14 protein-coding genes and 1 other annotated feature are annotated in these 13,461 nt (G+C 51.0%); of the genes, 4 read left to right on the top strand and 10 right to left on the bottom strand.

What is annotated here, in order from left to right; genetic code table 11:
- Positions 1 to 6 precede the first annotated feature (6 nt).
- From ACJHYR_RS16425 to ACJHYR_RS16415, 3 genes are read right to left on the bottom strand one after another with little or no spacing between them, the layout of a single operon-like run.
- Entirely contained in the window at positions 7 to 504 is a 498-nt protein-coding gene (locus ACJHYR_RS16425) for a radical SAM protein (RefSeq protein ID WP_000148045.1), read from the bottom strand.
- Positions 501 to 863 carry a DUF202 domain-containing protein gene (locus tag ACJHYR_RS16420; RefSeq protein ID WP_001113432.1) on the bottom strand — a complete coding sequence of 121 codons (363 nt, stop codon included), beginning with the start codon at positions 861 to 863 and terminating at the stop codon, positions 501 to 503. The genes ACJHYR_RS16425 and ACJHYR_RS16420 overlap by 4 nt, the downstream gene beginning before the upstream one ends.
- Complete coding sequence (locus ACJHYR_RS16415; protein ID WP_000703959.1) at positions 853 to 1,200, bottom strand: YidH family protein; 348 nt, start codon at positions 1,198 to 1,200, stop codon at positions 853 to 855. Before ACJHYR_RS16415 ends, ACJHYR_RS16420 begins: the two co-directional genes overlap by 11 nt.
- Before the next feature lie 108 nt (positions 1,201 to 1,308).
- Here ACJHYR_RS16415 and yidI point away from each other — a divergent pair, with 108 nt between their 5' ends.
- Complete coding sequence (yidI, locus tag ACJHYR_RS16410) at positions 1,309 to 1,758, top strand: protein YidI (RefSeq protein ID WP_059327799.1); 450 nt, start codon at positions 1,309 to 1,311, stop codon at positions 1,756 to 1,758.
- Positions 1,759 to 1,804: 46 nt separating this feature from the next.
- Here the strand turns inward: yidI and ACJHYR_RS16405 are convergent, their stop codons facing one another.
- Positions 1,805 to 3,298, bottom strand: a complete 1,494-nt coding sequence (locus ACJHYR_RS16405) for a sulfatase-like hydrolase/transferase (RefSeq protein ID WP_059327800.1) — start codon at positions 3,296 to 3,298, stop codon at positions 1,805 to 1,807.
- Positions 3,295 to 5,010: a solute:sodium symporter family transporter gene (locus tag ACJHYR_RS16400; RefSeq protein WP_059327801.1), complete on the bottom strand. Its 1,716-nt coding sequence runs from the start codon at positions 5,008 to 5,010 to the stop codon at positions 3,295 to 3,297. Before ACJHYR_RS16400 ends, ACJHYR_RS16405 begins: the two co-directional genes overlap by 4 nt.
- A 166-nt stretch (positions 5,011 to 5,176) precedes the next feature.
- Here ACJHYR_RS16400 and ACJHYR_RS16395 point away from each other — a divergent pair, with 166 nt between their 5' ends.
- Positions 5,177 to 6,070: a helix-turn-helix transcriptional regulator gene (locus ACJHYR_RS16395; protein ID WP_001590914.1), complete on the top strand. Its 894-nt coding sequence runs from the start codon at positions 5,177 to 5,179 to the stop codon at positions 6,068 to 6,070.
- Here the strand turns inward: ACJHYR_RS16395 and ACJHYR_RS16390 are convergent.
- Positions 6,067 to 7,389, bottom strand: coding sequence for a 6-phospho-alpha-glucosidase (locus ACJHYR_RS16390; RefSeq protein WP_000160110.1), 1,323 nt, complete (start codon positions 7,387 to 7,389; stop codon positions 6,067 to 6,069). The genes ACJHYR_RS16395 and ACJHYR_RS16390 overlap by 4 nt on opposite strands.
- Positions 7,389 to 9,005, bottom strand: a complete 1,617-nt coding sequence (locus ACJHYR_RS16385; RefSeq protein ID WP_000952134.1) for a PTS sugar transporter subunit IIB — start codon at positions 9,003 to 9,005, stop codon at positions 7,389 to 7,391. The genes ACJHYR_RS16390 and ACJHYR_RS16385 overlap by 1 nt, the downstream gene beginning before the upstream one ends.
- 294 nt (positions 9,006 to 9,299) lie before the next feature.
- Between ACJHYR_RS16385 and ACJHYR_RS16380 the strand changes: the two genes are divergently transcribed.
- Positions 9,300 to 10,016: a GntR family transcriptional regulator gene (locus ACJHYR_RS16380; RefSeq protein ID WP_001300779.1), complete on the top strand. Its 717-nt coding sequence runs from the start codon at positions 9,300 to 9,302 to the stop codon at positions 10,014 to 10,016.
- On the opposite strand, the gene ACJHYR_RS16375 is transcribed toward ACJHYR_RS16380, so the two are convergent.
- From ACJHYR_RS16375 to ibpA, 3 genes are all read right to left on the bottom strand, one after another.
- Positions 10,013 to 11,674 (bottom strand): putative transporter, encoded by a 1,662-nt coding sequence (locus tag ACJHYR_RS16375; protein ID WP_001279763.1) that lies wholly within the window; start codon positions 11,672 to 11,674, stop codon positions 10,013 to 10,015. The two genes, ACJHYR_RS16380 and ACJHYR_RS16375, sit on opposite strands and share 4 nt — an antisense overlap.
- A 195-nt stretch (positions 11,675 to 11,869) precedes the next feature.
- Complete coding sequence (gene ibpB / locus ACJHYR_RS16370) at positions 11,870 to 12,298, bottom strand: small heat shock chaperone IbpB (protein ID WP_001243431.1); 429 nt, start codon at positions 12,296 to 12,298, stop codon at positions 11,870 to 11,872.
- A gap of 111 nt (positions 12,299 to 12,409) precedes the next feature.
- A complete protein-coding gene (gene ibpA, locus ACJHYR_RS16365) occupies positions 12,410 to 12,823 on the bottom strand; it encodes a small heat shock chaperone IbpA (RefSeq protein ID WP_001243437.1) in 414 nt (137 codons plus the stop codon).
- Positions 12,817 to 12,889, bottom strand: a sequence feature (ROSE (Repression Of Heat Shock gene Expression) occurs in the 5'-region of heat shock genes and acts as an RNA thermometer to modulate expression.). Its footprint overlaps the gene before it by 7 nt.
- Positions 12,890 to 13,128: 239 nt before the next feature.
- On the opposite strand from ibpA, the gene ACJHYR_RS16360 reads away from it, so the two are divergent.
- A complete protein-coding gene (locus tag ACJHYR_RS16360; protein WP_059327802.1) occupies positions 13,129 to 13,461 on the top strand; it encodes a YceK/YidQ family lipoprotein in 333 nt (110 codons plus the stop codon).

Genomic DNA, 13,461 nt, shown 5'->3' with positions numbered 1-13,461 from the left:
CTCACGTCACCGCAGCATCGTCATCAGCTCCATGGGAGAACGATGCTGCTTTATCAGATCACGCATCACCCGCATATGCGGCGCGGAGTAAGAATAAAACGCCTGATAGCCCGCACAAAGCACGTTGTCTGGCGTCTCCTCCCGAGCGTGCGGGCACAGCCGATGCCAGTCGCACGCCTGGCAGCCACGGCGCGGTTGCGGGTTTTCGCTGCCACACCATTTTTGTAGGGTGGCGTCAAAAAGCTCAATCGAAATACGACTGATATCTGCCCGTACCCAACACTCGAACAGGGCAATTAAAAATTTCCCCCACAGCTCTGCTGTCACCGAAGCGGCCGTCAGATCGCCCCGGTCATCAAATTCAAGATGGGGAATAAGCTGTACGGAGCGGATACCCCGTTGTTTGAAATTGTGATAAAAATCGGCAGGTTGCAGAGCATCCTTGTACTCTACAACCAGTTTATGCCTGTCCTCTTCAGCATCAATGACCTGACTTCCTGTCATGCGACTCTCTCAATAAATACGATAAGTTGATGTATATGCGTTACAGCAAACAGTATTGCGAGAGATAACACCGCGAGGGAGATCAAAAATTTGTCACGGACTACGTGAAATTGGGAAAAATCGCTATTCGTGACATCCATTAAATTGCGATTACGGGTGTAGTGCCAGAGGATCAGCGCCACAATGGCGAGAATGCCAATCGAAATCCAGAATAACATGCCCGCCTGGTGCCAGTTGTGTTTGATAGCCAACGCCATCAACGCGCCGTAGCCCAGCATGGTACGAAACCACGCCAGTGATGTACGCTCCGGCTGCAGCCCTGGGTCGGCAATGCGTCTGGCTTTGCGGCTATCCGGCATACAACACCAGTCCCATAACGATCACCGCTACGACCATCAATATTAAGCTGATGATTAATAAGCTGTTGGTGTAGGGCAGGTCCTCTTTCAGACGCATCGCTTTTTCATTGCGTAACCAGCGCAGGTAGCCATACATCGCTAACCCGCCGGAAAACAGACACAACAACAACGCCAGCAGTTCGCGAATGACGGGCGTGGCGAAATCTGGCGCAAGTTGATCAAGCCCAACCCCCGCCGCCAGAAAGCCTAGTGCGGTACGGATCCACGCCAGAAAAGTACGCTCATTAGCCAGCGAGAAGCGGTAATCGGGCGCTTCTCCGAGGCGGGAAATTTTCATTGTTGCTCCTTTGCAATTTCACTAACGCTCTACCTTTAGCGGTTTTTTTTAAGAATTTCGTCCGCCCGTTTCCTGATATGCTTTCGCCATCCGCTACAAGGAGGTCAGATGGGTATCATAGCGCAAAATAAAATCAGTTCATTGGGCATGCTGTTCGGTGCCATCGCTTTAATGATGGGGATTATCCACTTTTCATTCGGCCCTTTTTCCGCACCACCGCCAACGCTTGAAAGCATCGTGGCGGATAAAACGGCTGAAATTAAAAGAGGTCTTTTCGCCGGAATAAAAGGCGAAAAAATTACCACCGTGGAGAAAAAAGAGGACGTGGATGTCGATAAAATCCTCGATCAAAGCGGTATCGCACTGGCCATTGCTGCGCTACTTTGCGCATTTGTTGGCGGTATGCGTAAGGAAAATCGCTGGGGCATTCACGGCGCGCTGGTTTTTGGCGGCGGGACGCTGGCTTTCCATACCTTGCTTTTTGGTATCGGCATCGTGTGCAGCATTTTGCTGATATTCCTTATCTTTTCCTTCCTGACCGGCGGTTCACTGGTTTAAGCAGCCTGAATAATGCCCGCCGGGTGTTCATCAGCGGGCATTATCGTCAGAACTTCTGTTTTTTCTCTTCCACCTTCACCCCTTGTGTCGGTAGGCCGGTGTCATAGTCGCGTACCACTGGCGAATAGCCATCTTGTGGGCGTGGACGAAACGCCCCCATCCAGCGCGGTCGTGCATCTTTACGCCACGGACGCAGACTCCATTGGTAACTGCGGAACGGATCGCGAATTTTATCCATGTAATCCAATAAGGCGTCATGCATTTTGCTGCGCACGTCGGCAAAACGGATATCATCTATCAGGTTATGCATTTCATTTGAATCATTACGGCGATCGTAAAGTTCATCACTGGTGAAGAGGTTGAGCACCAGTTTAAAGTCATCCGTCACCCAGCAACGCACCGGAATAAAACCGCCAAAGCTGTCATGCTCAATCTCGTAGCGGTTAAATTCCACCATCACGCCGCGTGGCTCTGTCACGGCAAGGATATTTTCCCCCGGCAGAATCTCTGGTTTTTCAATATCTGCCAGCGCCATCATTGTCGGCAGTAAATCGATATGACTGACTGGCGTATCGACCTGTCGCCGCTCCCCTTGCGGCGAACGGATGATCAGCGGAATGCGGGTGATGTCGTCATACATCGCCGCCCCTTTACTGATCAGCTTATGTGCGCCCATCATTTCGCCGTGATCGGAGGTATAAATAACCCACGTATTTTCACGTTGCTCTGGCGTTAAGGCATTGATGACCCGTCCGATTTGGTCATCAACAAAGTCATTACAGGCAAAATAGAGCGGATGGTGATAAAGCCCGTCATCACCGACTGGCGATGGCATCGCCTGCGCCCATAAGCGGTGATGTTCCGGTTTGTTAGCCAGGTCATCCTGTGCTTTCTCGCCCAGCTCGTAGTAAAAATCAGCGTATTTCTCTAAATACTCCACCGGACAGGTGAACGGGTGATGCGGCTCATCATACGAAACCACCATCAGGAAGGGTTCCTCGGCGCGCGCGGGCTGTTGCAGAAAATCTACCGCCCGATTGCTGATGCGGTGCGCCCAGGTGAAGGTTTCGTCGATATGGTTCGCCTGTAAATCTTCGACGCTGTTTAGGCCATTGCGCCACAGGCTAATCTCTTTTTCCGTCAGTTCGCTAAGATAGTTCGCCCCATCGAACCAGTAATCAGCGTCCCACTCCGGCGGACACTCGCCAGTGCCGAAATAGTCATGACCGTCGAGATGCCATTTGCCGATGTAACAGGTGTGATAGCCGGCATCCTTAAAGTAGCGCCCCATAGTGGAGATGTTTTTGCCTGGCGCGACGTTGTTGGTCCACGGGCCGGACTGGTTAGCGTAGATACCGGTGAATAGTCCGGCGCGTGCAGGCGTACAAACCGGTGAACAAGTGTAGGCGGAATTAAAGCGAATACCTTCCGCCGCCAGACTATCAATATTTTGCGTATTCAGCGGTTTACCGCTATAGCAACCGACCATATTGGTGGCCTGGGTATCGGTCATGATGAACAGAAAATTGGGGCGTTTCATAGGCTATCCTTCGCGTCGGGAGTAAAGGTTACGGCTGGGTCGTGACGATGCCGCCAGCTGTCAAAAATCAGGTAGACAATCACTACGGCGGCAATGAAATAACTGATCATCGCTAACCAGCGCGTACCGTAGCCGCCGAATTCAGCCAGCCCGGCATAGACGCCAATCATCGCGAACAGGATACCAATTGACGCGATCTTGACGTTTTTCCACGGTTTCATGTCCACCGCAAACGCATCTTTGAAGGTGAACGGCGTGGCGCGCGGTTTGATAAAACCGATCACCAGCATCACGACCACGTTGATACAGAACGTACAGGCCAGCACATAGAGGAAATGGAAGTCGAACTTCACCAGATAGTTGATGGTGATGTAGCTGATTATGCCAATCCCCATCGCCACTTTTGCCGCCAGCGCCGGAATGCGCGGGAAGAAAAAGCCCATAATGATGATGGTAACCAGCGGCACGTTGTAAATACCGTTGAGCTGTTTCATCCAGCTATACAGCCCCTGCGGCGCGTTGGCGATCCACGGCGCGACCAGCACCGAAACGATGGCGATAAAGAAACCAAATTTGCGCCCAACGGTGACCAGCTGTTGCGGCTCGGCATTCTGGTTAATGATGCGACGGTAAATACCCATACTGAATAACGTACTGGCGCTATTCAGAAAGCCGTTGAAGGTACTGATCACCGCACCAAATAACACCGCGCCGAAGAAACCCACCAGTGGCACTGGCAGAACGTTATTGACCAGCGTCGGGTAGGCCATGTCGGCTTTCGGTAGATCCTGATACAGATGAAACGCAATCAACCCTGGCAGCACCAGTACCAGCGGGTCGAGCATTTTCAGCACCGCCGTTAACAGCGCCCCCTTTTGCCCTTCCGCCAGGCTTTTTGACGCCAGCGTGCGTTGCACGATGCCCTGATTTGTACACCAGTAAAAGGTGTTCACCAGAATTAAACCGGTAAATGCCGCGCCAATCGGCAAGGGATCGGTCGGGCCACCGACTGAGTTTAATTTCTCGGCGTGAACGGTGGTAATTTGCTCAATGCCCTGCATAAAGCTGCCCTTGCCCATCGCGATCAGGCCAAATATCGGCACCATCAACCCGCCAATAACCAGCCCAATACCGTTGATGGAGTCCGCCACTGCCATTGCGCGCAGTCCGCCGATTACCGCATACAAAATTCCCGCCAGACCAAGCAAAATAACCAGTAGCCAGATCGCTGCGCCGTGGGAAATTTGTAACGATTTCCCGACGTGAAACAGGCTGTTGAGCGCCAACGCGCCGGAGTAGAGAACAATCGGCAGAAAGCAGACGCCGGTGGCAATGAGGAAGCAGAAGTCGATGATAATACGCGTCGTTTTATCATAACGTTCCTCCAGAAAATCGGGGATGGTGGCAATGCCGCGCTTCAGATAGCGCGGTAAAAAGATTAGCGCGAGGAAGATCAGCGTCACCGCAGAAGTGACTTCCCAGCCCATCACCGACATGCCGCTTTTGTAGGCCTGCCCGGAAAGTCCAACCAGTTGTTCCGTGGAAAGGTTGGTTAGCATTAACGAAGCGGCAATAACCGGCGCTTTTAGTGAACGTCCGGCAAGAAAATAGCCTTGTTGCGATCCGGTATCTGTTTTGCGGACCTTCCACCAGGTGATGACCGCCACCAGCAGCGTAAAACCGACAAAACTCAAGATTTGTAACGAATTCATCTCATAGCCCTTATTTATGTTTATGTCCCGGACGCATGAATATAGGGAGAGGTAAAATGCGTCGGGTCAGGCAGTCAGATTCTTAAAATACAAACGTCGTATCCCTGAACGGATTGTTTTCTGTTAAGTTCAGGTTGTGAGCATAATTCGCCGGAGGGATATTAAAATGAATGGAAAATTGCAAAGTTCAGATGTAAAAAACGAAACTCCGTACAATATTCCCTTATTGATTAACGAAAATGTGATCTCCAGCGGAATTTCTCTGATCTCGCTCTGGCATACCTACGCCGACGAGCATTACCGGGTGATCTGGCCGCGGGACAAGAAGAAACCGCTTATCGCCAACTCATGGGTTGCGGTGTATACCGTACAAGGATGTGGGAAAATTCTTTTAAAGAATGGCGAACAAATAACTCTGCATGGCAACTGTATTATATTTTTAAAGCCAATGGATATTCACTCTTATCACTGTGAAGGTTTAGTCTGGGAACAGTACTGGATGGAATTTACCCCCACCAGTATGATGGATATTCCCGTCGGTCAGCAAAGCGTTATTTATAATGGCGAAGTTTATAATCAGGAACTCACCGAAGTTGCTGAATTAATTACTTCACCAGAAGCAATAAAAAATAATCTGGCAGTCGCTTTTCTGACGAAAATTATTTATCAGTGGATTTGTCTTATGTACGCAGACGGTAAAAAAGATCCACAACGGCGGCAAATTGAAAAACTAATTGCCACTTTACATGCCAGTCTGCAACAACGCTGGAGCGTAGCTGATATGGCTGCCACGATCCCCTGTAGCGAAGCCTGGTTGCGTCGTCTGTTTTTACGCTATACCGGCAAGACGCCGAAAGAATATTACCTCGATGCACGTCTGGATCTGGCGCTATCGCTATTAAAGCAACAAGGGAACTCGGTTGGCGAAGTCGCTGATACGCTCAACTTCTTCGACTCCTTTCATTTCAGCAAAGCCTTTAAACATAAATTTGGTTATGCGCCGTCAGCTGTGCTGAAGAATACGGACCAGCACCCAACGGATGCCAGTCCACACAATTAACGTAACTCTGGCCAGTACGCTTTGTTGGCCTCCAGCAACTCATCCAGAATAGCTTTGGCGACCGCGGCGCTCGGTACCGTTTTCGACAACGTAATCGCCTGCCACAGGTGCTGATATGAACGCTGCTCCCAGGCGTCCACGACCAGTTTTTCCACCGCCACTTGCTGACTCATTAACCCTTTCTGAAACTGCGGGATATCGCCGACCACCAGTGGTTCTGGTCCGTTGTGCCCGACCAGACACGGGATCTCGACCATCGCTTCATCATCAAAGTTATGGATTGCCCCGTTGTTAGGCACAATCAGCAACATCCGCTCCTGAGTGTTGAAGGCAATTGCCGCCGCCAGATCGACGATGTATGACGCATGTTCGTCAATTTCCAGCTTGCCCGCCGCTGAATTTCCTGCCGCCGTAATGGCGCGGCAAGCATCGAAAACCTGTTTCTCGCGATGTTCCATCACCTCATTCGCGCGGGTATGTTCAGGGTTGGAATGCTGAACGACATAATCCGGGAAGAGATAATATTTCAGATAGGTATTCGGTAATGTATCCGGGTCCAGAGCCTGGACATCCCGCGCTTTTGCATAGGTGTCGTTCCAGCTCGCTTCAGTATGTGTATCTTGCTGCGGTGGAACATAACCGTGCTTAGAGACATATTGCCGCAGCTGGGGCATCAGGTCGTTGCCCTGCAAATCTTCAATTGATGTCCACCAGCCAAAGTGGTTCAGGCCGTAGTAGCGCACGCGCATCTGTTTGCGATCTTGCAGCCCAACAATTTGCGCCATCCGGCTTTCAATACCGATTGGCATGTCACAGATGTTGAGGATTTTCGCATTCGGGCGCAGACGACGCGTGGCTTCTGCGACAATGGCTGCCGGGTTGGAGTAGTTGAGCATCCAGGCATTTGGTGAATATTTTTCCATATAATCCACCAGTTCCAGGACGCCGCCAATGGAACGCATGCCGTACGCTATTCCGCCGGGTCCGCAAGTTTCCTGACCAACAACGCCGTGGCGCAGCGGGATTTTTTCATCCAGTTCGCGCATCGGGTATTTGCCGACGCGGATGTGCGCCATGACAAAATCAACGTCGCTGAATGCCACTTCAGGATCGGTGGTGTAACTAAACGCAATGTCCGGCGCTTTTTCTTTAAGGATGACTTTACAGGCTTCGGCAATCACTTCCTGGCGCGCACCATCGTTATCATAAAATTTCAGTGCACGAAGCGGGAAACGGTCCTGATTCGCCAGGAGCATCAACACGATGCCTGGCGTAAAGGTGCTTCCACCGCCTGCGACAACCACTGAGAATTTGGTCATTATACTGCCTCCGTAATGGCAACATTTTCTGCTGATTGATGAGAATTAATTAAGCTATCGAGCTGTTCACGCAGCTGGGATACATGCAGACCAATGATCACCTGAATGGCATCGCCACTACGGAAGACGCCGTGCGCTCCCAGCTTTTTAAAGACTTCGTCATCCAGCGTTTGTGACATGTCATGCAGTGCAATACGTAAACGCGTCGCGCAATTGTTAATGCTGGAGATATTGCCGACCCCGCCCAGGGCTTGCAGGATACCGGCAGCCTGATCCAGCTCTTTTTTTGGCTCTGCCGCGGTGGTTTGGCCTCGCGAGGCTTTGTATTCGGCTTTTGAGTAGAGTTTCACTTCCGCATCTTCACGTCCCGGTGTGCACATGTTGAATTGCAGAATCAGGGTGCGGAAAACCACGAAGTACAGCAGGGTAAAGCACAACCCAATGGCGATTTGGGTCAGCATCATATCCGCGTGGTTGCTGAACATCGGGATCCAGTTTTGCGGTAAAACCTGGTCAATCAAACCACCGCCCATGTTGCCCACCACACCAAAGAGGTACATCACGGTCGACATTGAGGCCGCCAGCACGGCGTGTACCGCAAACAGCAACGGTGAAATGAACAGGAAGGTAAATTCCAGCGGTTCGGTAATTCCCACCAGCATGGCGGTTAAGGTTGCAGGGATCAGCAAGCCCGCCACTTTTACCCGATTTTCCGGTGCGGCAGTGATGTACATCGCTAAAGAAATGCCCACGGCACCAAAGATTTTTGAGTTACCGTGCAGGGCAAAACCGCCTTCCGGGAACAACGATTTCAGCGGCTCGGCGCTCAAACTGAACTCTTGCAGATGCTGCGCCCAGTACATCTGAATGCCGCCTTCAACAGCTGCCGGACCAAAGATAAACGGTCCGTAGATGAAGTGGTGTAAACCGGTTGGGATCAGAATACGTTCGAGGAAGGTGTAAACCCACACCCCAAGCGCACCCGCCGAACGCAGGAACGCTTGCAGAGATTCAATCCCCATTTGTACTTTTGGCCAGCCGAGCAACGTCAGCCAGGCGCAGGGGATCATCACCAGGAAGGCGATAATCACCACATAAGATGTCCCCTGGAAAATGCCGAGAAAAACCGGCAGTTTTTTATCGAACAGACGGTTATGCAGCGCCGTCACAATGCCGGAAATGATAATTGCGCCGATAATGCTGGTATCGAGGGTTTTAATCCCGGCCATCATTGTCAGACCGCTACCTGCCACCGCGTCCTGAGTGAAATCGACGCCGAAGTAGCTTCCCCAGGTCATTCCCATCGCGTTGATGAAATAGTTCCAGGTCAGGAAACTCACCATCACCGCCAGACAAGCTCGCCCCTGCGCTTGCTTAGCAAGGCCAATGGGTAAACCGACAGCAAAAATCAGCGGCATATTACGGAATACCGTCCAACCGCCCTCTTCAATAATGTGTACGATTTGCGCGAACAAACTGTTCGGATCGGTCAGTGATTCCCCGACAAACATCGGGTTTTGCAGCAAGATGGCAAGACCCACCACAATCCCGGCGAAGGGAAACAGCAGCACTGGCGTGAACATCGCGCCGCCAAAGCGTTGAATTTGACTGAGCATTTCCACATCCTCTTTTCTCAATTCTGTAAGTAGGAAGCCTGATTGGTTATGCGGCAGGCCTGGAGCGAGGATAGGAAGATGCGATCGGCAGAACATGACGACCCAGTGGGATTCGTGATCGCTTTCATGCTTTTCGTTGGGCGGTAGAGATCTACGTTTTCGCAAAAAAGTAGACATCTGTGAGCACAGGTACACAGCATCGAACACATCTTTAAAAAAAAGATTTTTTTCAATCGATTAAGCAGAACTTGTGGGCGCATTACCCGGGCTTGCAGGCAAAAAAGAGATCTAGAGATGATCTACAAAAGCATTGCGGAGCGGTTAAGAATTCGACTTAACTCCGCGGATTTCACGCTAAACAGCCTTCTTCCCGGTGAAAAAAAGCTGGCGGAAGAGTTTGCGGTATCGCGGATGACCATCCGTAAAGCCATTGACCTGCTGGTAGCGTGGGGGCTGGTGGTCCGCCGCCACGGTAGCGGCACTTACCTGGTGCGCAAAGATGTACTGCATCAAACCGCCAGTCTGACCGGGCTGGTGGAGGTGTTAAAACGGCAGGGAAAAACTGTCACCAGCCAGGTGCTGATTTTTGAAATCATGCCTGCGCCTCCGGCCATTGCCAGCCAGTTACGGATTCAAATCAACGAGCAGATCTACTTCTCCCGTCGCGTTCGTTTTGTGGAAGGGAAACCGCTGATGCTGGAAGACAGCTATATGCCGGTAAAACTGTTCCGTAACCTTTCGCTGCAACATCTGGAAGGGTCGAAGTTTGAATATATTGAACAAGAGTGCGGGATTCTGATTGGCGGTAATTATGAAAGCCTGACGCCGGTGCTCGCCGATAGACTGCTGGCGCGGCAAATGAAGGTAGCGGAACACACGCCACTGCTGCGGATCACCTCGTTGTCATATAGCGAGAGCGGGGAGTTTTTGAATTATTCAGTGATGTTCAGAAATGCCAGCGAATACCAGGTGGAGTACCATTTACGGCGACTCCACCCGGAGAAGAGTTAACCGATACTCCAGAAGAGCACCGCCAGTAATTGGGGGGTGATAATGCGCAGGAACATCACCAACGGATAGACAGTGGCGTAAGAAAGCGCCGCCGCACCGCTGGTTGGATGAAGATTATTAGCAAACGCCAGCGCCGGAGGATCGGTCATGGAGCCAGCCAGCATCCCGCACATGGTCAGGTAATTCATTTTGGCTAACATCCGCGCCAGAATGCCAACAGTAATCAGCGGAACGGCGGTGATCAGCGCACCATAACCAATCCAGCTTAGCCCTTCGCCATTGACCAGGGTATTCACAAAATCCCCACCAGATTTCAGACCAACGACCGAGAGGAACAGCACGATCCCCAGCTCCCGCAGTGCGAGGTTGGCACTTGGCGGCATAAACCAGTACAGCTTGCCGATACTGCCGATACGCCCGAGGATCAACGCCATAATCAGCGGACCGCCCGCCAGCCCCAGTTTCAATGCGGCCGGGAATCCCGGCACAAAGACGGGAATAGAACCTAACAATACGCCAAGCCCGATACCAATAAACACCGGCAACATCTGAACCTGTTGCAGTTTTTGCTGCGCATTCCCCAGCACATTGGCAACGGCATCAATTGCGGACGGACGCCCCACCAGGTTGAGAATATCGCCGAACTGCAGGCTGATATCGCCACTGGCAACCAGTTCGACCCCGGCACGGTTCAGGCGCGAGATAACAACGTCGTAGCGTTCTTTAAAGTGCAGGTCGCGAATACGCTTACCAAGCACGTTTTCATTGGTGACCACCACACGCTCGACGCGTAAATCAGTGCCTTTCGTGGACAGCGAGGTATCGACCTCCTGACCAATCACCAGTTGCGCATTATGTAAATCCGCTGGCTGCCCCACCAGATGCAGCAAATCGCCCAGTTGGATAATGGTATCTGGCGAAGGTACTTTTAGGGTTTCTTCTCGTTTCAGACGCGAGCAGATAATTTTGTCGCCGTTGAGAATCGGTACATCTTTAATGGCTAAATCATGCAGGTTAGGGTTCTCAACGCGAATATTGATAGTCCTGATCAGCGCGCCGCCATTGGTGCGTGAAGACTCGTGCTGCTGGGCTTCTGTCTCGACATTGACGCGGAAAATAACCCGCAACATCCACATGGTGAACAAAATCCCGCAAATGCCGAATGGATACGCCATCGCGTAACTCATCCCCATCTGATCGACCATTTCCATTGGTGTACCCAGGTCGCGCAAGATCTGCTGCCCTGCCCCCAGTGCTGGCGTATTGGTTACCGCACCGGAGAAAATCCCCAGTACTACCGGCAGTGGAATATCAAACAGTTTATGCAGGATGGCGGTAACCAGACCACCGATGATGACGATCAGAACAGCAAACAGGTTGAGGCGTAATCCGGAGACGCGCAATGAGGCAAAGAAGCCCGGACCCACCTGAATCCCGATGGTATAAACGAACAGGATCAGGCCAAATTCCTGAATAACATGCAGCATATCGCTACTTAATGTCATCCCCGCCTGAGAAACAAAATGGCCGACGATGATCCCACCAAACAGCACGCCGCCAATACCTAATCCTATGCCGCGAAATTTGACGTTGCCGATAAACAAACCGACGACTGCCACCAAAGCCAGAATACTGACCGTTAATGCTATATCACTCATCGTCCATTTCTCTTGAGATAACATTTTAATTGCTACGGATTATGGCTGAATCGGTGAAGCAGATTTGCCTTATAGCGCACATTATCACGGGAAAGAACGTGCCGAAATATCTTAAACAGGCGAAAATTAACGCATTGTTGAAGAAGAAAGACAAAAAAAGCCCCACCAGAATGGCGGGGCAAAGAGAATAGCTAGTTAGCTATTTAACGCGGGACGTTCGCTGATAGCGATACGCTGCGCTGCGATGGGTTCAGGCTCATTACGAATTAAATCAATATGCAGTAAACCGTTTACGAAGGTTGCACCAGAGACTTCCATATTTTCAGCCAGCGTAAAGCTCAGGCTAAATGGCTGATTCATAAGCCCTTGATGCAGCCATTTTTTCTCTTCTTTTGGCTGCTCCGGCGTGCCTTTTACGCTCAGGCGCGTACCTTCCAGTTGAATCTCTAAATCTTCCTGACGAAAACCTGCCAGCGCAAGGGTAATGCGGTAGTGGTTATCGTCGCTTTTCTCAATGTTGTACGGCGGGAAGCTCTGGCTTTCACCGGCGTTTTGCAGTGCGTTGGCCAGTTTGTCAAAACCGATCCATTGACGCATCAGTGGGGATAAATCGAAGTTACGCATAGTCATTTCTCCTTCTAAGAAGCGAGTAAGTACCTGCAAATCCGAAGATTCGCATATGCTCCCTGACGGCGAGCATGGAGATGTCAGGCCGCGCCAGGCGGCCTTAAGGAATTAGTTGATTTCGATACGGCGCGGTTTTTTCGCTTCCGGAATCACGCGTTCAAGATCGATATACAGCAGACCATTCACCAGGTTAGCGCCACGAACATGAATGTTCTCAGCTAACTGGAATTTGCGTTCAAAGTTGCGTTCAGCGATGCCCTGGTACAGATAGGTGCGCTCTTTTTGTTCGTCGGCGTGAGCACCTTTCACCACCAGCAGATTATCCTGGGCGGTAATTTCCAGTTCGCTCTCAGCAAAACCAGCCACAGCGATAGCAATGCGGTAATGGTTTTCGTCTACCAGTTCAACGTTATACGGAGGGTAGCCGCCATTACTCTGGCTCTGGTTGTTTTCTAAGTGGTTAAACAAACGGTCAAATCCAATAGCAGAACGGTAAAGCGGGGATAAATCAAAGTTACGCATAATCAATAGCTCCTGAAATCAGCGAGAATGTAAGACCTTCCACAATGGACAGGTCAGGTAGCCAGAACACCCATCAGGCGCGTCCTCATCGGCTACGATGTAAAAATGGGTCTGGAAATGAACTTTTCAAGCCTTATCAGCGGACTTTTTTTTGCAGTTTATGGTCTATTGCATAGACTGAGGGGGCAGCACGAAACGTTAAAGTGCGATAGCCGCCACAGTGCGACGTTATGATGATGTTATTTTCAGCAAGGGATCGCTATAACTCATCAGGCCAACACCCACGATCAACAGATGAATTTATTATGATAAGAAATGTGTTGTTAGCGTTCATGATATGCAGCGGAATGACATTACTTGGAGGATGCTCCAGCGTGATGTCCCATACCGGGGGGAAAGAAGGAACGTATCCCGGCACCCGCGCCAGCGCCACCATGATTGGCGACGATGAAACCAACTGGGGCACTAAGTCGCTGGCGATTCTCGATATGCCGTTTACCGCTGTGATGGACACGCTTTTACTGCCGTGGGATGTGTTCCGCAAAGACAGCTCGGTGCGCTCACGCGTTGAAAAAAGCGAAGCCAACGCGCAAGCCACCAATGCGGTTATTCCACCCGCCAAAATGCCTGATAACTGA

The organism is Escherichia sp. WS1450 (genome assembly GCF_046487395.1).
Classification (GTDB): Bacteria; Pseudomonadota; Gammaproteobacteria; order Enterobacterales; family Enterobacteriaceae; genus Escherichia; species Escherichia coli.
Note: the sequence above shows the minus strand (reverse complement) of the source record. Positions and strands in the feature narration are given on the sequence as shown.

Bases quoted from the DNA above. Each gene is read 5' to 3' on its own strand.
- ibpA (WP_001243437.1), bottom strand. From the start codon at position 12,823: ATGCGTAACTTTGATTTATCCCCGCTTTACCGTTCTGCTATTGGATTT.
- ACJHYR_RS16420 (WP_001113432.1), bottom strand. From the start codon at position 863: ATGCCGGATAGCCGCAAAGCCAGACGCATTGCCGACCCAGGGCTGCAG.
- ACJHYR_RS16395 (WP_001590914.1), top strand. From the start codon at position 5,177: ATGAATGGAAAATTGCAAAGTTCAGATGTAAAAAACGAAACTCCGTAC.
- ACJHYR_RS16405 (WP_059327800.1), bottom strand. From the start codon at position 3,298: ATGAAACGCCCCAATTTTCTGTTCATCATGACCGATACCCAGGCCACC.
- yidI (WP_059327799.1), top strand. From the start codon at position 1,309: ATGGGTATCATAGCGCAAAATAAAATCAGTTCATTGGGCATGCTGTTC.
- ACJHYR_RS16380 (WP_001300779.1), top strand. From the start codon at position 9,300: ATGATCTACAAAAGCATTGCGGAGCGGTTAAGAATTCGACTTAACTCC.
- ACJHYR_RS16425 (WP_000148045.1), bottom strand. From the start codon at position 504: ATGACAGGAAGTCAGGTCATTGATGCTGAAGAGGACAGGCATAAACTG.
- ACJHYR_RS16390 (WP_000160110.1), bottom strand. From the start codon at position 7,389: ATGACCAAATTCTCAGTGGTTGTCGCAGGCGGTGGAAGCACCTTTACG.
- ACJHYR_RS16375 (WP_001279763.1), bottom strand. From the start codon at position 11,674: ATGAGTGATATAGCATTAACGGTCAGTATTCTGGCTTTGGTGGCAGTC.
- ACJHYR_RS16415 (WP_000703959.1), bottom strand. From the start codon at position 1,200: ATGAAAATTTCCCGCCTCGGAGAAGCGCCCGATTACCGCTTCTCGCTG.
- ACJHYR_RS16385 (WP_000952134.1), bottom strand. From the start codon at position 9,005: ATGCTCAGTCAAATTCAACGCTTTGGCGGCGCGATGTTCACGCCAGTG.
- ACJHYR_RS16400 (WP_059327801.1), bottom strand. From the start codon at position 5,010: ATGAATTCGTTACAAATCTTGAGTTTTGTCGGTTTTACGCTGCTGGTG.
- ACJHYR_RS16360 (WP_059327802.1), top strand. From the start codon at position 13,129: ATGATAAGAAATGTGTTGTTAGCGTTCATGATATGCAGCGGAATGACA.
- ibpB (WP_001243431.1), bottom strand. From the start codon at position 12,298: ATGCGTAACTTCGATTTATCCCCACTGATGCGTCAATGGATCGGTTTT.